The 20,657-nt window shown below is 46.4% G+C and carries 12 protein-coding genes; 2 read left to right on the forward strand and 10 right to left on the reverse strand.

What is annotated here, in order from left to right:
* The 6 genes from DFR60_RS16070 to DFR60_RS16095 are packed head-to-tail and all read right to left on the reverse strand — an operon-like array spanning position 1 to position 11,981.
* Positions 1-804 (reverse strand): alpha/beta hydrolase, encoded by an 804-nt coding sequence (locus tag DFR60_RS16070; protein ID WP_110323807.1) that lies wholly within the window; start codon positions 802-804, stop codon positions 1-3.
* Complete coding sequence (locus tag DFR60_RS16075; RefSeq protein WP_110323808.1) at positions 785-3,079, reverse strand: beta-galactosidase; 2,295 nt, start codon at positions 3,077-3,079, stop codon at positions 785-787. Before DFR60_RS16075 ends, DFR60_RS16070 begins: the two co-directional genes overlap by 20 nt.
* A gap of 13 nt (positions 3,080-3,092) precedes the next feature.
* The gene (locus tag DFR60_RS16080; RefSeq protein WP_110323809.1) at positions 3,093-5,798 is read right to left on the reverse strand and encodes a DUF8487 domain-containing protein; all 2,706 of its coding nucleotides are present in this window, start codon (positions 5,796-5,798) and stop codon (positions 3,093-3,095) included.
* A gap of 6 nt (positions 5,799-5,804) precedes the next feature.
* The gene (locus DFR60_RS16085; protein ID WP_110323810.1) at positions 5,805-6,881 is read right to left on the reverse strand and encodes a glycoside hydrolase family 88/105 protein; all 1,077 of its coding nucleotides are present in this window, start codon (positions 6,879-6,881) and stop codon (positions 5,805-5,807) included.
* A gap of 39 nt (positions 6,882-6,920) precedes the next feature.
* Positions 6,921-9,071 (reverse strand): hypothetical protein, encoded by a 2,151-nt coding sequence (locus DFR60_RS16090; RefSeq protein ID WP_110323811.1) that lies wholly within the window; start codon positions 9,069-9,071, stop codon positions 6,921-6,923.
* A 36-nt stretch (positions 9,072-9,107) separates the two neighbouring features.
* Positions 9,108-11,981 (reverse strand): glycosyl hydrolase 115 family protein, encoded by a 2,874-nt coding sequence (locus DFR60_RS16095; protein WP_110323812.1) that lies wholly within the window; start codon positions 11,979-11,981, stop codon positions 9,108-9,110.
* Between the two features lie 211 nt (positions 11,982-12,192).
* Here DFR60_RS16095 and DFR60_RS16100 point away from each other — a divergent pair, with 211 nt between their 5' ends.
* Positions 12,193-13,707: a response regulator gene (locus tag DFR60_RS16100; protein ID WP_110323813.1), complete on the forward strand. Its 1,515-nt coding sequence runs from the start codon at positions 12,193-12,195 to the stop codon at positions 13,705-13,707.
* Entirely contained in the window at positions 13,704-15,458 is a 1,755-nt protein-coding gene (locus DFR60_RS16105) for a sensor histidine kinase (RefSeq protein ID WP_110323814.1), read from the forward strand. The genes DFR60_RS16100 and DFR60_RS16105 overlap by 4 nt, the downstream gene beginning before the upstream one ends.
* 30 nt (positions 15,459-15,488) lie before the next feature.
* Here the strand turns inward: DFR60_RS16105 and DFR60_RS16110 are convergent, their stop codons facing one another.
* From DFR60_RS16110 to DFR60_RS16125, 4 genes are all read right to left on the reverse strand, one after another.
* Entirely contained in the window at positions 15,489-17,270 is a 1,782-nt protein-coding gene (locus tag DFR60_RS16110; protein WP_110323815.1) for a type 2 periplasmic-binding domain-containing protein, read from the reverse strand.
* Between the two features lie 40 nt (positions 17,271-17,310).
* Positions 17,311-18,225 carry a carbohydrate ABC transporter permease gene (locus DFR60_RS16115; RefSeq protein WP_110323816.1) on the reverse strand — a complete coding sequence of 305 codons (915 nt, stop codon included), beginning with the start codon at positions 18,223-18,225 and terminating at the stop codon, positions 17,311-17,313.
* A 17-nt stretch (positions 18,226-18,242) separates the two neighbouring features.
* The gene (locus DFR60_RS16120) at positions 18,243-19,187 is read right to left on the reverse strand and encodes an ABC transporter permease (protein ID WP_110323817.1); all 945 of its coding nucleotides are present in this window, start codon (positions 19,185-19,187) and stop codon (positions 18,243-18,245) included.
* A 103-nt stretch (positions 19,188-19,290) separates the two neighbouring features.
* The gene (locus tag DFR60_RS16125; RefSeq protein ID WP_110323818.1) at positions 19,291-20,559 is read right to left on the reverse strand and encodes a glycoside hydrolase family 28 protein; all 1,269 of its coding nucleotides are present in this window, start codon (positions 20,557-20,559) and stop codon (positions 19,291-19,293) included.
* Positions 20,560-20,657 lie beyond the last annotated feature (98 nt).

Here is a 20,657-nt window from a genome sequence, read left to right on the forward strand (position 1 = left end):
TTATATTTCTCCTTTCAGAAGCCATAAAATTGAGTCTTCCAAACAACTGTCCCAGAAATACCAGTCGTGATTTCCCTCTCTCTCCTGATAGATTGCATTGATCTCCTCTCGCTTCAAAAACTCATAAAATGCTCTGTTATGCTCCAGGAAAGGATCGCCGACACCGCATGTCAGATAGATTTCAGGCAGTTCAGTCCCCTTATCTTTCAGACTTTTAATCTGAATTTCCGGATTTTGAGAACTTTCCTCCAGCAAATCCAAATCTCCAAAGATCTGGCGGTAATATCCGTAATCACCTAAGCCATCCTCAAATCCTTCCCTTTTTTGGGATATATCGTGTATGATCAACGCGGAAGAAAACCCCACTATCTTCCCAAACGTATCCGGATATGCGAATCCAGTATGAATTGCTCCGAAGCCGCCCATAGAGACGCCGCCGATAAATGTATGTTCTTTCCCTGCTGGCAGGTTCAACATTCTTTGAACATAGGAAACCAATTCCATACCTACGTATCTACAGTAGGTATTTCCTTTTCCCGTGCCGTCCAAATAAAAACTATTCTCACCTGCTGGAAGAATAACTGCCAAATTGTACTTTGCTGCCAGATCCATGATATGAGTGCCATAAATCCAGGATATTTCAGAATTCCCGTATCCCCCAAGCAGCACCAGCGTCTCCGGCTCCCTGTCGTAATGGTGGTTTCCTTCCCTTACTTCGGGATTCGTATCGTTCGGTAGTATCATATTGAACGGAACGTATCTGCACAGTTCCTTTGAACGAAATTTAAACTCTGCGAAAGCCATTTTTCTCCTCCTGCTTATAGGTAAGTTTTACCTCATACACCGGTTTTAGATTCACACGGTTCAGAATGCCAATCTCTTCTTCCACAACCTCAGTTCGTCCTGCCATGGCCGACTCTGCATTCACCTTCGCGCCCTTTTTCAACGGCGTAATATATATGGTAAGCGGCTGGTCTTTAAGACGGTCCGCATACGTTTTAAGGCCAATCTCCCATGGCGCTCCATTGCAAAAATTATCATGGATCATATCGCCATCGATAAACGCCTGTCCAATATCACCCTCATACTCGATCTCCATGACAGCCTCCTTTAAACCAGACATCAAATCCGCTGGCATATGAACCACATATCTCGTTGGACCTGTCTGCTCCACAGACGGTGAGAGTTCCTTTTTTGGGGCAGAGAGTTCATAAATCCCCCACAATTCATCGCTCGTTTTTTGCTGCATTACCTGCGCACTTTCCTTAAACAAATCGGGCGGGTATGCGGAAATCAAAGTGTGATTCTGACTGGTTTCTATGCGTATTCCATCCCTGTCACAAAGAACCGCGGCATTGGTAATGACGAATGCACTGCGTCCATTGATATCCAGTTGATAGAGGTCATTCATGATATTTCGTGGAATCGTATATATGATACATTTCTTATCTTCCCGCGAAACAGTGTATCTTCTGCCATATAAATGAGTTTCTTCTTCCATCACGGTACCGCTCTCAAATACAAATTTTTCTTCCATTCCCTCCGGCTGCAGGAAGAGATATCGAACTATTCCCTCTTCCGCCCATCTGGCAGCCGGCTGTGCAAGCGCATATTTCAGCAGAATTCCATTTAAATTCATGTTAAACGGCAAAATACAATTTTCATCAGGCGCCAGCGATACAGGCCCGAACTCTATCGTCTCGCCTGCCAGGTGCAAGGCGATATACTCATCCTTTTTGGGCCTGGTAACGGCATGATCCTGAAAATTGTTGATAAACAAGAATCCTCTGCCATCTTTCATTCTGGCCGCATAACGAAGCGTATCGAGATCAAGAGGGCTGATTGCCTCTGCTCCCTCCGGGAGATACGTAACGGTATCACACAGCTCTTCGGCAAATTCTTTTGTAAAGCCGTGCAGTGCTTTCAGTCTTTTATAAGATTCTCTCAACTGTCCAAATTCCCCTACTGCCGCCTGATAATCATAAGAAAGTTTCGGTGCCTGTCCCTCATTTAAGAACTCCGGCGCAGTACCTTTCGGATTCGTACCGCCTTTAAAAACATAGTATCCCAGGAAATTACAGCCAGAGGCGATTTTAATATTGGCCATGGCATCCACACTCTTATATGCAAACTGAAACCGGTAATTGTATGTACAGAGCATTCCACCGCCCATCTCACAGCAGGCATAAGGTCTGTCCTCCGGAAGATAACGGGGTTTAAACTCTCTGCTTTCACTCACTTCATTATTATGAAAGTCTGAGTAGATATACTCATCAGTAGCCGGATGCTCTCCTTTATAAGAGTGAAAGATCCACGGACGGTAGGAATAACCGCCCCATAGCGGCATCATCTCTTCTGGCGTTACCGCACCTCCCCAGGCAGTACACGTGTAAAACGGAACTTCAATTCCTACCTCTTTCGCCATATCCCGCAGCCGGTACATATATGCCTCTCCGTCACAGCCTGATGCCATCCATTCATCAGTCGCCCCTGTTGTCATCTCCCAGGGTGCGGCTGAATGCTGGTATTCATTATCAATCTGGGCCCCGATCACAGGCCCTCCGTCTTTATAGAAAAGGCCCGTAAGCTGTTTTGATATCTCCTGATAGAATCGTCTTGTACACCGGAGGAAGCCCTCGTTGATTTGGCGTACCTCAAATGGTTTCCCATACAGCCAGTCCGGCAGTCCTCCGTTGCGCGCCTCGCCATGATTAAAAGGACCGATTCGGATAATAACAGAAAGTCCTTTTTCCTCACAGAGCTGTACGAATTTCCTTAGATTTCTTCTCCCCGCAAAGCAAAACTCCCCCTCCCTCTCCTCATGGTGATTCCAAAAGATATACGTTGATACTATATTAATTCCGCACATCTTCAATTTTTCAAGTTCGTCCTTCCAGTATATCTCCTCACATCGGGAAAAATGAAATTCGCCGCTAACAGCAAACAAAGGGGTACCATTTTTTCTTAAATAGTAATTTGTAAAATCAATGGTATCCCCCGCAGGCGATATGCCGGCAAATTGATCCCCCAAAGGGTATATACTGCGTTTTCCGGCATCTCTTAAGTTCAAATGATACATAATCTCTCCTTATCTACCTCACCAGTTCTCTTATCATTGCCGCCTCAAGCTCCTGTTCCGGCTTAAATAGCTCGGAATCCATATATTGGTAGATGGCACCCAGAAGGGCCCGTGCTTCCGGATACTGCTGTAAATCCTGTAACCCCATAGAGGACAGGATCAGCGAACCATTACCGCAGCGGCACTCCAGCAGTTGAGCCATAGGTCTCATATAAGCATAGCTGTCCATCTCCGTTATCATTGCTTTTACAGGCTCTTTAAAAATAATGGCTCTTTGGGAGGCCATTGGCCACCACTGCCAGTTGGTATGAGTTTCCGTTGGAAAATTTGCAAATAACGGATGGTCTGCATCAATCAACTGTCCCATCCCGCCCTCTTGAACAGAAAATGTTCCCACCGACCAAAAATCCGTGGTAAACTGCGCCTGAATGGAAAATGGCAAATTCTCCTTAGATGATGGCGGAGCCAAATACACCTTTCCGCCTTTTTTCAAAACCGCTTCTGTCTTCTGGTCAAACACTCTTGTTTCGTATATACCAGGCGGGCAGACTGGCATGGAAGGCGGGTAGACCCAGACCCGGTATGTATTAGAGATATCTCCAATCCGCACAATCAGGTCCAGCCGTACAGCAAAATCAATGGTATCCGTCGAAATTTCCAGTGTACCCGCCTTGGTGAGTCTGCCCACGGGGCAGATTCGTCCTGGCAGTGTACCTCCTAACGATACTCCCGTTCCCTTCAGTTCGTATATTACAGGTCCCGTAATATCCCGTTTTCCGTAATTTGCCACCATAACATCAGCAACCAACTGCTCTCCTGCCTCATACGTATACTTTGGCAGCAATACCAAAGGCAGCTGATCGCAAAAGAAAGATTTAAACGCCTTTGGAGCAGCAAAGGGAAATGCTTTGGGCCTTAAATGAGAGTTCATCATTCCCACCAGGGCGGTCCCCTGACCCGGGAAATCCTGTAATCCCAGCAGTGAAATTCCAGACAGCTTCTCCGTACGCATCGCCGCCTCGATCTCTTCCCGGTATCCAATACGCGCCAGCTCTCCCGAGGCTTCTACATACCGCTTCCATTCACCGGTCAGCCCCAGCTTCTCCACCGATTCCTGTACAATCCGCAAATTGACTGGGTCCGTAATCCCTTTAAAATCCTTCAGTTCGTCAAAATCAGGCAAGACCTCAAACTGGCCGACCTCGAAGCTGAATACTGGCCTGTCATACACACTTCTGATGCACTCCATGGCAGCGTTATAATTCATCCTGGCATCTGGATACCGGTTGTTCACATATCCACCCAGTCTGGGATTTTCTTTGTCCTGACCTGCATACGTCCCCCGCAGCACATCGCTAGAATACCTCTGCGACGTATAGAAATCGCTGTCCAGCTCCATCTCATGCCTGCCATAGTGAACATTTGATCCTTCTGCGTATAGGCGGGTGGCATCCAGTTCATGCGCCTCTGCCAGAAGTTTTCGCATTCTTGTATGGCCCAAATCCCCGGCCTGCAACTCATTTCCAAATGTCATCATCACGAAGGACGGATGGTTTGCCATATTGAGAAGAATCTGCCTCATCTCCTGTCTGTAATAATAGAAGCTTTCCTCTGACTCAAACGCAGTCTCCGGATTCCAGTGGGACAGTTCCGGCTGCATCATCATCCCCAGGCGGTCAGCAGCAGCAAAGGCGGCCTCCGGCGGACAATAAGAGTGGAAACGTACACAGTTTACGCCATAAGACTGATACTGTTTCAAAATATCGAGCCATTCTGCCTCCGACATCGGGGGATAACCGGTCTCCGGAAATACGGCGCAGTTTGCCTCACTCCTTAAAAAAATAGTGCGTCCATTGACTGCAAGTCTTCCTCCCCCATCACTGCCAAAATCACGTACGCCAAATGTCACTGTCTTCGCTTCCAGCCCAGTAAGTTTTGCAGTCATCTGGTATAAATTTCCTTCGTACTCATCCCACAACTGCACCTCCTCTGCGACAGGCAGCTCGTCGAAAACCACTACAGATATACCTTCCGTAAGAGATACTGCCTTAGAAGCCGGCTTCTTAAGTGCAGCCGATTCCAGGGTAACCTCTCCATCATAAGGCACACCCGCGCAAATCTCCACAATAACTGTAACCGTCCTGCCTTTCGGATAAATCCTGACAGAGGAGCAGAAAACCTGTTCCTTCACGCAAAGGCGAAAATATCCCAGAATACCGTTCCAGTTTGTCTGAGTTTCATCGGTCGCAGCAGATGAATATACGATTGAGTCATGCGGCATATCCGGATAACTGTTGTCAGAAATCAGGGTCACTTCATTATCGCCATTCAGACGGCCGGTAATCTCAAAAACATGGGGTGTACTGAGGGAAGGCATAGTAAAATGCGGAATTTTCACTCCATCAATCAAAAGCGTCAACCATCTCGCACGCTCCGCTTCTAAAAAGACGCGGGCTCCTTTCGGCGGCTGATACGTCATTCTTTTGCTGATACTGACTGCCCCTTCATAGGTGTATTTTCTTGTAAATCTCGTTCTAATCTGCGCCTGTGGATCAAAAGCAGCTTCCGCATTGCCAAGTCCGGCATCCGGATGCCACTGCCTATCTCCCCTATCCGGGTATCCGATCTTGTTTTCATCCAGGGTTCCGGGCAATGACATGGAATGAACCGTACCGTCATTCAGCTTAGCCTGCCAAATTCCGTTTAGAGAATAAATCATTGACGATCACTCCCTTCCCATCTGAGCACACATCAGCAGAAATGCTCCCACACCGTGCAGATCATTGGAGGAGACAGGACGGCTGCAGTAGTAAGCGTAATCCCCCACTCCAGTACCAATACAGACTCCATTCACAAAAAGATTATCCCCCTCCCACTCCAGAGACCGAATCACCGCGTGATATCCTTTTTCCGCAAATTCCAGGTAATCTCGTGACAATATCTTTTTTCGTACTGCCTTGCAGATGGCTGCCGTAAAGAGGCAGGTACACGATATTTCCGGCCAGTTTCCCGGCTGTCCGGCTTTATCCACGACCTGATACCAATAACCGTCTTCAGACTGGTAATGGCAGACAGCATGCAGCAGATTTCTCACCAATTCAATTAGCCTTTTGCGGTCTGGATGTCCATCCGGCAGAAAATCCAGTTCATCGAGAACTGCAACAGGAACCCAGCCGATACTTCTTCCCCAGAATTCCGGAGACAATCCAGTCTGCGGATCCGCCCAGGATTCCTTTTGGGAACAATCCCAGGCATGATGCCAGAGTCCCGTCCTGTTGTCCCTCGTCTTCGTCTCCATAAGAAGAGCCTGCTCCGCCGCCAGGTCTAAAAACTCCGGATGTCCGAATTTACTTCCATACTCAGCGCTTATTGGCCCAGCCATATAGAGGCCATCCAACCACATCTGCTCGGGAAACCATCTTTTATGCCAGAAACCGCCTTCTTCATTTCTCGGAAACCGCTTTATGATTGAGGCTAACGTATCTAAGGCATTTCGATATCGTACCTCTCCGGTCCGCTCTAACAATGGAAATAAAAGAATCCCCGGCTGTATATCATCCAACTGCCCTTCATCAAACACAAGGATCTCGCCCTTATCATTCAGACAGGAATCAACCCATCTTTTCATATAATCGAAATACCTCTCATCACCGCATTCTAAGTAGGTCTGATAAACACCGGACAAAAACACTCCCTGGTGGTAATGGAAATGGCCGGCCGGAGGCAGTTCTTCTGCCTTATACTTCCTCATCATTGTCTCACAGGAAGCCTTTGCATAATCCAAAGGGGACTTACATATCATCACGCTATTCTCTCCTCTCAAGTTAAATGTCTTTTACCTTCACTCAACAGACAATCCAAAAAACACATTATGGTCTGTATAAATGTTAGAGGCATTTCCCGTCATAATCACTTCGATATCATTTCTTCCTTCTTTTAGCTTTGTACCTATATGAAACGTATGGGGATTCCAGAAGCTGACTCCTGTCAGTTCCCCATTACACCAGCATTCGGCCATTTCTTCCCCTGACACACGAAAGCTATCCGGCACAGCCAAAGATTCATCCCGCTCCACGGTACAGCCGTAAATACGCCTGTTCCCTTCCTGTGTCCGCAGTTCAAATCGTTCCGTCCAATCTTCTATTTTTGTTCGCCGGCTCATCACGTCCGTCAATACTCCTTCTGAGTCTGACAGGATCAAGGCTGTTTCACAAGGATTTATCGTTACATCAATCCATTTTTTGTTTTCTGAATCCAGAGTATAGCTACAGCCGTAAACCTTTCCTTCCCACAGATCAATCCAAACGGGATTTTCCATGTTCACCGCCAAAAGCCGCGTCTGTACCAGGTTTTTCCCTTCGTTTGAAAGAAAAATCAATTCCTGATCCCCTTTCATCCGCCTCACTGCCCGCAGGCTCCGGGCGTCAGACGAGAGTGTGACCGTTCTAAAGGTTTTATATTCCTCCAGTTTCACCAGTTTTAGAATCTCCGCTGCTGAGTACACCATCCGGATGTTTCGAAGCTCCTGCTGAGATTCATACGATTTTCCCAATACATTCAGTATGATTTCATAACGGCAGTCCCCGATCCGGAAGGTTCCATCTTCCTCTCTTCCACCCTTTACCATAGAAACCGGTAGATAGTGGAATCCGATCTGATTTTCATACAATACTGCCACTTCCTCCGCCGGAACAAGATTGTTATCGCAGAGAACCGCCACCGAGGCACAGTCTTCCCCGTCCGTCATTAACCAGGAAATCCGTTTTATATAATCCGAAAAATGACGGTAGTGTGGCCACCAGATATTATTGGGGCCTACATCCGGCGGCCGCTCCTCCTTTCGTTTTCCCATCACACTGTAGTAAAATGCATGAGGAACAAACAGATTGACTCCACGGATACCAAGCCAGTCAATATACCATTTCATATCTTCGCCTGTAAAATGCCAGGGGATTTGCCCTCTGCCGCATACGCCAAAGCACTCGTTCATATTACGCCGGCAGCCAAGCAGCCTGGCAATATCCGCGGCCAGCTTCGCCTGAACCGAGTCTTTTCCGCTCAAGCCTCCTGTCATGGGTACGACTCTGCGAAGAATTAAGTCCTGCCCTGGCACGTGAAAATACAATTCCTCCTCGATGTCATCGCTTTCCGCCGGATGACCCATAAATGCAATCCCATGGTCTTGGCACCAGTCTGACAACGGTTTATAGAACGTCTCTCGCAGATGAAGCTTAACCAGTTTTCGGTAAATACGGGTGGTTTTATTTTCAAGGCCTTCAAACAGCACCTCCAGTTCAATCAGTTTCCCCCCTTCCAGTACAATCTCTTTCTCCATGCCCTTTGCCCATTCCCGATAGGCGGACGCATTTCTTCCCAACGCACACGGCTCGTCGGTAAAAAAACCAATTATCGTGGTCCCGAAGTACTCCTTTAATTCCCTGTAATATCGTTCATGGGTCAGTCGAATAAAAGTCTGCACTGCCTCCGGATTCAGAATATCCGCCGACTTAGGCGCGCCATTCTCCCCATCGTCCTCTCCAAAATGAATTCCCCGTATGGTACCTCCCGTAAAGCCATATATGAGATACTTTCCATCTGGCATCCGGGCCAGTATCTCCTGATCCCCCGGCTCTTCCGCCAGGGTAATTCCTTTTGAAGCATATTCCGGATTTTCCTCTGCCACCATTCCGTGAGCGGATCCGGAAGGGTACATCCCTTCATCATAGAGTACGACCTTCATTCCAATCTCAGAAGCTGTTTTTACAATAAACCGGACCGTTTCAAAATAGGCCGGGGACAGGTAGGGAATCGTCTCCGGAATCCCAATTCTCGGATGCAGTACAAACGCATTAACGCCTTTCTCCACAAAATCCTCCAATTGCAGTCTGATTTTCGTTTCATCCGGCTCATCATTAAAAAACCAGAACGGAACGGGTGTAAACTCTTCAGATGGTTCCATAATTTCTTTCCACAACTGTTTGACATCTCCCATAACTGCTTTCCTTTCTCTTCCTTCTATGGGGCACCCTTACACAATCCGGCTCTCAGGCGGTCCAAAATAGGAATAGACTCTTTCTCCAGTATATATCACAATTTTGTCTAATACGAACCCCGGATCCATCTGATAGACTCGCAGAACATGAATCCCGGCCTCTTGCACTGCAATCTTCCCTGTAAGAATCTCCGTATTTTCATAGACGCCGCGTCCCCAACTGTCCGTACCGTCGGAATCATTAACATAAGCCTGGGTTCCTGTAAATACAACAGGCGCTTCCTCATCAATACTTGCCGCAACTCTCATGCTTCCGCTTTCATTCAGCGTGGGAATACGGTATAGATCCATCTCAAAGGTTCCCGCTGACCAAACATAAATCCGGTATTCCACAAACGCGCAATGCCTTTGATCCGGACACTCCACAGGCTCAAGGAGGTTGGGATAGAGCTTTATGGAATCTCCATTTCTGCTCAAATACGGCTCAGTCTGCCAATTACTGGTTCCATTCGACTGTCTGATACTATAATGTTCTGCTTCCATAGATATGTATCCGTCTGCCTCGATAAAAGTCTTATCCGGAAGCAGTCCGGCTCTTCGGTTATCCACAACAACAGATACGGTCCGGCTGTGAATCTGTTTATCACTCTCCATGCCGGAAACCGTGATTTCGGCCTCTGCTATACCGTTCGGTACCTTCTCCCAGATGACAGAGACAGTAACTCTCTCATCCTGCCACACACAGCCTTTTTCTTTGCTGAAGGCCAAAAAGTCCGAATCCGATGCAATACTCCAGTCTATATACCCGCTTCCCTCATTGTAAATATCGATAAAGCGGCTGTTCTCACCATAAAAAGAAAAATGATGCGGTATTTCCATTCGGACTCCCAACCTTGCATAACCAAGATCCGCTGCGGACGGACGGTACAGCAGATTGGAGAGGACCGCCCTTCTCGACCGAAAATAGGGCTGGTACGGGTCCATGATGAGATTCCAGCGTCCGTCTAAGAGTGTATGGTACGCTTTCGTGTCCTTCACAATTCCGTAATAAGCAGCTTCCGAAAGACCGCTGTATTTTCCAACGCAGCCGCCTCTGTCCTGCCCGTAATAAAGCACTGCCTTATCCGCAGAAATATATTTCTTCGCTGTATTGGAACAGGAGCGCAGTGGGTAGAGCTGAAGTTCATAAAAGGAGGGCCGCTTCTCTTCAGCTAACGCATCACACAGGTTTTCAGAACGTTTCACCAGTTTCTCATACGCTTCCATATATTTAAGTCCCTCATCGCCATACGCTTCCATCTGAAAGAGTCCGCTGCCAAAATGCTCCGGCTTTCTCGCATACGCCAGCTGTTGGAATATCAGTTCAATATCCGCATATTCTTCTGCCTGCTCTTCAGAAAGCCCGAAATCCCGCACAGCTTTTTCCCTTAAATATTCCCTCAAGTCCTTTTCTCTCATCTGATCCACATCATAAGCCAGATTCAGGAAATATTCAATCCTGCCTTCCGCCGGTTTCAAATCCCCCACATTTACAATCCAAATATTCCGGGCCAGATAATCGTAAGCCTTTGCCATTTCTTCGCGGATCAATGCATAGGGAGTGGTGCTTAACCAGATATAACTGTTGGGGCTTCCATGATATCCCACATGATAATAAACGCCTGCACCTCCCTTTCTTCCGCGTTCGTTCTCCTCAGGCAAACGGCGTAAATATCCGTAATTGTCATCGGTCCACATCAGCGTAATATCCTCCTGCACCCTCATACCGGAGTCGTATATCTCCTGCATCTCCTTATAAGGTATAAAAAGCTGGGGAATCTCCTCCGCCCGGTTACCAAGAGCTTCCTCCAGAAGCTTCCTCTGCGCATCTATAATTTCTTCCAGAAGCCCCCTTTTTTCTTCCATTGTCTCTGCACTTACAGGCTGCCAGGTTGCGTCATGGAGTCCGCGCATTCCCATGGTAAAGATACATTCATGCCTCCCATACCGCTCCACGCTTTCCTTCCAGTAATCCTGTAAAAACTCTTTATTATACACGACTTCCCCCGTGTCGGGATTTTTACTTACATAGACGTAACCGCAAGGCGTGGGAGAATCGGTCAGCTTCGTTTTATATAGTGTTTTTCCGGAATTTTCTTCCTCCCAACGCTTCTCAAACTCGAAATATTCACTGACATTGTTGCGCAGCAGCATTTCGCAGTGGGAAGTTCCTATTACAATTCCATACCGTCCGGCATTCTCTGCATTGGCCGGATTTTTATGAAAATACGGAGAACCGCCATGCATGGCGGGCCATAAGGTATTGGCCTTTAGGCGAAGCAAAAGTTCAAAGATATGTTCATACGTTTTCACAAAATCTTTGTCGCCCTGGCCCATGGCCCAGTTATCAAACGCATATTCATCGTTGATAAAAATACCGCGGTATTTCACAGAGGGTTCCTTTGATATGTACGTCTTTTTCGGATCAATATAAACGCCTTCCATGCGTTCCGCTTTTACATCTGCCCACCATTTCCACGGGGATATCCCCATCTTTTCACACAGATCATAGATTCCGAATATGGTTCCTCTTCTATCTGAGCCGACGATCAGAAGCTTTTCTTCCACTACCTGTATCTGAAAGCACTCCCACCTCCCAGCTATTCCAGAGACGTCCAGTACTCCTGTGCGGATCATTTCATCAACCTTTTCGCACCTGCCTATAGTTCCGATTATGACGGCAGCCTCATCCGCACTCTGTCCCTTGACCGGGACAATACCGGTGACAGCTTCAATATCTGCAATCAAATCTTCTGTCGCCCGAAGAACACCGGCATCCTCACCCCTGTCTGTCCAGATCACCGGTCTCACGCTCTGATCTGCCAGGGTAAAACAGCCATTTTTCCACTCTTTTAATGTATACGTTGCCATACGAACTACTCACTTTCCGTTTTGTGTAGCGATCCGCGTCGAATCGCTCCCATTTTTATTATTGTAACGTTCTGTTCCAACTGTGTATATATAAAAAATTTCTGTTTCTATCATAATTTACAGTTTTACGACCTGCAACTCTTGACTTGAAAAATAATACCAATTAAATTAGTATTATAAATAAGAAGATATCACGGGGGGGGAAATTTGCATGTATCATGTATTGTTAGTAGATGACGAAGAAAGCGTACTGAACGTCCTGCGTACCAGTATCGACTGGCAGGGACTTGGAATCGAGACCTTATTAACCGCAAATGACGGCCTTGCTGCGCTGGATATATTCGAGCAGCAGCAGATTGACCTGCTGATCACAGATATCCGCATGCCCCGGCTGGATGGATTGGAACTGATCCGAAGCGTACGCCGGCTTTATCCTGATACCCACTGCATCCTTCTGACCGCATACGGAGAATTTGACTACGCCAGACAAGCCATCTACTTAGGAGTGGAGAACTATTTGCTTAAACCGGTTGCCAAGAATGAGATCGAGCAAACCGTCTCCAACGCTCTGAACAATCTCTACCACCGTCACCAGAATACCTCTGGACTGTTATCAGAAAATATCTTAAGGCGTTGGATTAACGGTTCCATAACCTCGGAAGAGCTGGGTGAGCGCGCTGCCGTCCTGGGGATCAACTTATATCTGCCGCAATACTGTGTTATATGCATTGTAAAAACAAGACGCGCTTCAATCTCACTGTTTCGCTCAGCTCTCATCGAAGCTTTGAGTTCTGACTTTGAAGTCTGGCATTTCTGGGATGAAAAAGGCCGCTTTATTCTGATTCTCGGCGGAAGATCCTTTGAGACCGGATCTCTGACCACTCGGATTTATGAGACTGCAGCAGCAAATGAGGCAGAGGAGAATATTGCCGCAGCAGTAGGCACTACAGTCACAGAAACAGCCCTTCTCCATCTCAGCTACTTAACAGCCACTGAAATCCTTGAACGTTCCGACCTTTCCAAAGGCCAGACCATCCTGTCAGGCGATATCACCTCCCACGCCCTTGGCAGCGATCTGCTGGCAGAGGAAATCCGTACCCTGTTCTTTGAACCCAACGAAAAATTCCGCGAAAACGGATACAAGCATCTGGCGCTGAAGCTCTATCAATCAAGCCCCTCTCAAAATTTGTCCTCTTTTATGTACGCCTGCATCAGTATTCTCGTAACGGAATTTCCAGAGCGGGATAACATACAAAAGCTGATATTTGAGCAGGACTGGGACTTGCCGGAGAATCTGGAGAAAGATAAATTTTTAGTCCGGGTCAATGAGCTTTTCAACCATGTTTACGCCATATTTGCGGACTGCATGGCAAAACGCAGCCCCATTATACAGGCTGCCCTGCGCTATATCCACAACAGTGTGATTGAAGGAAACAGCGTATCAGTCAAAGAATTCTGTGCAAAGAACGGGATGAATCCAGCTTATCTCGGCCATTTGTTTAAGCAGGAAACAGGCAGTTTCTTCAATGATTACCTCATGCAGTGCCGGATCAACCAATCTGTCATCTTACTGCGTAACCCAAACCGTAAGATTAAGGACATTGCGGAAAAGATCGGCTTTACCTCCACCAGCTATTACGTCAAATGCTTTCGGGAGGCAAAAGGAATGTCACCGGCCAAATATCGGCTGGATATAGAAGGAAACAGTGAAAAGGAGAAGTCATGAAGGTAAAGAAAATCATTTCATCCAATCATCTAATCATACTGCTGATCAGCTGCTACTTACTTATCCTGACTGTCATCAGCACCGTTGCCTGCTATTTTTCCTATCAGCGCTCTAAAGTAGAGCTCTTAACAGAGCTCGATATGATGCAGCTTCAGGCCGCAGAAGAATACAAAAATTTAACAGACCAGTTCTGGGAATATTATATGCCGATCTTCGAGAACAGCAGTCAGTATTATCCTGTTCTTCAGAGCTATTTTGTCTCCGGCAGCACAGGAACACTGTCGCCTCTGGATAAATTCAACTTATCCAGTCTTCTTTCCCAGATCGCGCTTCGGGATAACCGGGTACAGTGGGTTGCCGCCTGGTCTCCCTCACGTTCTGTCAACTACATCTATGATACCGAACAGAGGACGCTTCAGATGTTAGATGATGATTTTCCTTATCTTGAGCATTTGCAGAAGAAGTCTAAGGCCATGGAAATCTACAGTGAACAGCAGTATGATTCCCAAGGTGTCTCCTGGTCCACCCTGGCCATTGCAGGCGGGCTTCCTGCCGGTATGGGGAAAGGTTCCATCATTATAGGATGCAGCCTGGCAAAACTGGACCAAATCTGTCAGAATAACAGTCCGGCCGAAACGCTGCAGTTCGATATCCTCGTAGACGGAAACCGTATCTTCTCCTCCGGAGACCGTCCTGTAACCGATCAGGATGTCCCCCTGCCTGGTCAAAACGGCCTCCGCAGGCTGGAGGGCCGCCGTTATTATTTGAGCAGTTATGTCCAGCCATCCAATGGAGCTGTCATCACGTATTCCCTGCGTTTTAGCGAACTGCTTAAGCTGTCCCACAAGAATACGCCCTTTGTTCTCGTAATAATACTGGTACTGGTTCTTTTGTCCGTTCTTTTATACGTACTGCTCATCCGTACGATTTCCCATGAAGTCGGCATGATCCGGGACGGGCTCGATAAAATCGGCCAGAAACAGTTTGATTCCCGTATCACCGGTCCATTTTTCCAGAATAGCTTTGCCAATATTGCCGAGTCAATCAATGAAATGGCACAGAGCCTAAAAGAGAATATCGACCGCGCTTATTTTTATGAATTAAAGCAGAAAGAAGCGGAGCTGCAGGAACTGCAGTCAAAGTTCAATCCTCATTTCCTCTACAATTCACTGGAACTGTTTCGGGCCCGCTGTTACCAGAATGATGATCCGGAAACTGCCGAATTAATCGCCCAGACGGCCTCCATCTTCCGGGGCTTCATCGGTTCACGCACCTTTATTCCCATACAGGAAGAGCTGGCTTTCAGCAAACGGTATCTCGTCTTATTCAGCGCACGGTTTGATGATGGTGCTCAAATACTTTACGATATCGACACGGAAGTCCTGCAGTACGGCATTATCCGCAACGTATTTCAGCCCCTGATTGAAAATTACTTTTCACACGGCTACGATGCGGAAAGAGATGACAATTCCATATTATTTCGTGGTTACATACAAGATGAGGAGCATATCGTTTTTGAAGTCACAGACAATGGACTGGGGATCTCTCCCGACCGGCTCTCACAGTTAAACGCCAGTCTCCACGAGCCAATTACCAGTGAGAAAGAAAGCTACGGCCTTAAGAACCTGCATCAGCGGCTCCGCTTATTCTACGGTGAAGGATACGGCCTGTCTATCTATAACAATCCAGTTAAGGGAATTACGATTAAAATGGTGATCAGGAAACTCAAATGCAGTGAGGGAGAAAATTAGGGTGCCGCACGAATGCAGCACCCTGATTTTTCACTTTAATGTTTTTACAATTTCAGAGGCATTCTTTAAATCTCCCAGGCGCCAGTCAATAATTTCCTGCGCTCCCAGCCCCTCACAGTCTGAGACCATCTTATCCCACAGAGAGTCAAAGGATGCTTCATCTTCTGCATAAACCATCTGCCAGCTTGCATTCACTACCTTATCTTTGATCGCATCGACGGTCAGTTTCATCATGTCATCCGGGTTGGTCGTAAAGTTATTTACGTCCTCCATATCCGGATCGTTGAAGTATGCATGTTCAGATTCCAGCCATTCTTTCCAGCTTTCATGGCCAGTCACTTCCTGCCAGCTCTTAAACGATTCATTCTGGCTTCCGAAAGAATCTACCTCCGGCCAGCCAGTGGTTGTACAGCATAACGGAGTCCCATCCGCATCTTTGTAGCTGGTAATCGCGCCGTTTGCAACTACCCATGGAGTATTCCAGAGTTCCATCTTCTCGCCGCTTGACAGTACAAAACCACTGCTGTCTCCCATTTTTGCTTTTTCCATATGTGCACGGCCTGCTTCTGTAAGGCCGGCAACTCCATTTTCATCTGCCTCCCAGCACTCGCCTTCCGGTCCTGAACTGACGGTTAAAAATGCATCCGGATCACACAGCATATCTAAAAATGCAAGACAGGCATCAAGATTCTTGGTATTTGCATTAATGCCGATCATAACCCGGCTCTTCCCATAGGTAGCTGTATAGTTATAGTACACTTTTGTCCCAGGTATATAGTACTCGTAATAGGTAGGCGCCCAACCTGGCAGATATCCGCTCGGTATCATCGCATACCCTTCGTCGACCTTAATTTTCTGGGTTGGCCGATCGTTGTTAATGCTTTCCGGGTCCATAATCCCCCTTCTGTAAGCCTCGTTGTACCACTTAAGCCCTTTATAATACATGCTGTCCTTGCTTAAAATCGAGCTGTAAGTTCCTTCCGCCATGTTCGCCTCCAGAAGATACGGAAGCTGTACCTCGGAATACCCCTGCATCCGATACCACATAACCATATTGGCCCAATAATTTGAATCAGAACCATTGTTTAAAACCGTACCATAATATGGAGTGCCATCTTCGGCCGTCGGCCTTGCTGCAAGCATCTGTTCCATCACATCCAGCACGTCGTCCATACTGTTCATCTGAGGGGCTCCGATTTCCTCATACACGTCCCAACGCAATTTTACCGCGTTGCGCTCTGTTGAATCAATGGACTTATAGCGGGCCATATTATCGCCAACATCGGTTGTCAGGCCATAGACACTTCCAGTTCCTGCACTTTTATACTCCCTGATGTACTTAAGCGCCGTCTCCATCGGTTCATATGCCTGTAGGTGCGGCATATCATCCAGATAATCATCCAGATTCAGAAGCATTCCTGATTCGATCATGATGTCGAGACTGTTTTCCGGAATAAACATAACATCCGGCAGATCACCGCTGGCAAGAATCGCATTTGTCTTTTCATCGGAATAAGCCCAGACATCCAATGCAAATCCACGGGAAGCAAAGTAATCTCCCCGGAATCCGCCTACCAGGCCGCTGGATAAGTTAGCTGCTGACGGATAAAATGTGATAGTGGGTACTGCGCCATTATTAGCACCGGTTTCTCCTCCGTTATCTTTTGCAGCAGCTTCTGTCTTAGCTGTCTCAGTCTTTCCGGTCTCTGTATTGGCAGCATCCGTGCCTCCATTTTTTCCGCAGCCAGCCATAGTAAGTAACATGACGCCGGCGAGAGCCGTACTGATAAGGCGTTTTGTTGTTCGTTTCATAAGATTTTCTCTCCTTCTCTCTCTTTTTTCATCTTTATCGCTACCCCTTGACAGCGCCGACCATAATGCCCTTGACATAAAAGCGCTGAACAAACGGATAAACACATATAATAGGGATTATAACAATTGCAGTCAGAGTCAGCCGGATCCCTGTAGGCGTAATGCTGGCATAGGGATTCGCATTATTAATCTGTTCTGCTGCTGCGGTTACCTGCTGAAGCAGTTCATACAATAAATACTGCAGGGTGTAAAGCTTCGTATTTGTGATATACAGTTTAGTCGTAAAGAAATCATTCCATTGATTCACCGCAGTAAATAAAGACACTGTGGCCAGAATCGGGGTCTGAAGCGGCAGTATGATCTTAAAAAATGTGGTAAGGTAACCTGCACCGTCCAAATATGCAGATTCTTCCAATTCCGGACTCATAGACTCAATATTGGTTTTTACCAGAACCATATTATAAACGGAAATTGCCGCCGGAATTACATAGATTCCAAAGCTGTTGGTAAGTCCCAGCATTCGGTTGTTTAAGTATTCCGGTATCATGCCTGCAGAAAAATACATGGTAATAACGGTAAAACGATACCAGAATTTTCTCCCCCACATGTTGGTTTTCGTAAAAAAGTACGCCATATAAGAGGTACAGACCAGGCTTAAGGCCGTGGTACAAATCGTACGGGCTACCGATATAAAAGCAGAGTTGGCAAGATTCTGTACCTGAAAAATTTCTACATAGTTCTTAAAGTTTATCCCATGAGGAAGGAACAAAATTTGGTTTAAATCCACCATCTTCTGATTGCTGATGGTACATATCATGAGATAATAAAACGGGTAAAAACAGATTAACGCAATCAGGGTAAACACGCAGATCGCCGCTATGTTGTATATCACATCTCTTTTTCCCATTCTGACATGATTTTTATTTTTAACCTTAATGCTTTTTGTAACTGTCATCTTTATTTTCCTCCCGTTTAGAAGATGCTGGTGCTGCGAACTTTTTTAGACGCATAGTTGGCAGCTGAGAAAAGTACGACCGCTACCAGGGATTTCATGATTCCGACTGCAACACTAAAGGATATCTGCCCGCTTCCAATACCGAGATTGTAGACATATAAGTCCAGTACCTCGATTGTCTCCTTATTAAGCGCATTGCCAAATGCCAGATACTGATCAATGCCGCAGTTTAAAAAGTTACCAATACTCATAATCAGCAGTACGAAAAAGGTAGGAACCAGAAGCGGGATTGTGAGATAGCGTATCTTCTGCCATCTGCTGGCGCCGTCTACCATCGCCGCTTCGTAAACTTCCTGATCGAGACCGCTGATAGCCGCAAAATAGATGATAGCGTTCCAGCCCATAGACTTCCACAGTGCAAGCAGCGCCTGGGTCAGCCATACGTGATCTTTACTGTTTAAAACATTAAGAGTTGCATCGATGCCAAGATTATGTAAAATCGTATTGATGAGTCCGTTGGTCCCCAGCAGATTTGACGCAAGAGCAAACATGATAACCCAGCTGATAAAATGCGGCAGCGTGGTGACCGTCTGCACCACTTTCTGAAAACGCTTACTGGATACCTCACTTAAGAAAATCGCAAACAGCATGGGAACCGGCATCAATAAAAAGTTTAACCCCTGAATCGCAAATGTGTTCCGCAGTACCCGGATTAAATTATCACGCATAACCGGATTGCCAAACAGCAGGCTGAAATTCTTGAATCCCACAAACTCGCAGTTTGCAAGACTCATTCCCGGTTTATATTGAAAAAACGCAAAGCTCCAGCCCCATAGGGGGAGGTATTTAAAAATAAAGATAAAGATTAAGCAAGGCAGTATAAATAAAAAAAGCTTATACGGTTCCCTGATTCTCTTTTTGCCTGGTACCGAAGCCACCACAGCGGTTCTATTATTTTTCATAATTTTAACCATTCTCCTTCATATTTTTTATTTTCTTTATAGTTTTATTATAATTATTGGTATCCGGAGTGTATATAAAAAAGATTATAGATTATGTAAATAATTACACTTTATATTGAACCCCGTGAAAGGTAAAATTGCTGACAGCAGTAATTCTTCCAAACGCTCCCGCCTGAATACTTATATCTTCAAAGACCAGATTTTTGAATGGACTTTCTTTTAGTCCCTCGATTAAGAAAGCTTCCGATTCTCCCACATACGTCTCCTGTAAGACTGCGGTAACACGCCTCACTGTAATATCTTTTACACAGGGAATCCCCCGGCCGTCAGGGACCGTCTCTACCAGCGCTTGCCAGTATTTTGGAATTTCCCCTTCGTAATCCGTCGGAATTTCGCAGCAGCTGTATTTCGGATACCAGTTCAATTGAAAGAGAAACGGATGGGCGACATCCAGCATATTCAGGTTCTCCACCGTTATATTTTCTATCACACCACCTCTTGTCCTGGCCGACTTGATACGGAATCCATTCCTGGTTCCAATAAAACTATTGTTTATAATCCGTATATTGCAGATCCCTCCAGATGTCTCGCTGCCCAGAGTAATCCCTTCCCCTTCAAATAAGGTGCAATTCTGAATTGTTACATTTTTACAGATTTTAGCTACTTTAAGCCCGTCTGCATCCCGGCCTGATTTAACACATATATTGTCATCATTGCAGGAAATCTGGCACCCTTCGATCAGAACGCAGTTACAGGAGTCTATATCAATCCCATCTGTACTTGGACCGCTATTATCACAAATCCTGATTCCACGAACCGTCACATTTTTGCTGTAGCAGAGATGGACATTCCAGAACCCGGAACGTCTGCTGACAAATTCTTCCAGGCTGATATTCTCACTGTTCAGCACAATCACATTTCTGACACGAAAACAGTCGTAATCCACTGCCCATCGAAGCCCTTTCTTTTCATAGCGCTTCCTCATTCCCCCACGGTGGTCATCGCCCCAATACTTCTTCCACCAGTACTCCCCCTGCCCGTCAATGGTCCCGGGACCCGATATCCGCACATTGAATGCATTCCGCACATTGATAACCGCAGCCGGCCAATCCATCTCGATTCCTGCTACCCTGCCGGAAACCACAGGGTATTCATCCTCGCTATCAATGCCAAGCAGTACGGCGCCTTCTGCCAGATAAAGACTCATATTACTTTCTAAAAATAAGGCTCCCGTCAAATAGACTCCCGCAGGAACGTATACCTCTCCCCCACAGGCTCCCGCTTCTGCTATAGCCGATTGAATGGCCTTCGTACATAGGGCTTGTCCTCCGTCTTCCGCTCCATATTCACGAATGTCAAATTGTTTTATCATAATCTTTTCTCCTAACACTGAGTAGTGATGCTGGTTGAAAACATCTTCTCTTATTGTAGAGGGGCTAATATATAGTGTATATATAAAAAATTTTTGTT

The sequence above is a fragment of the Hungatella effluvii genome (assembly GCF_003201875.1).
In the GTDB taxonomy this organism is placed as follows: Bacteria; Bacillota; Clostridia; order Lachnospirales; family Lachnospiraceae; genus Hungatella; species Hungatella effluvii.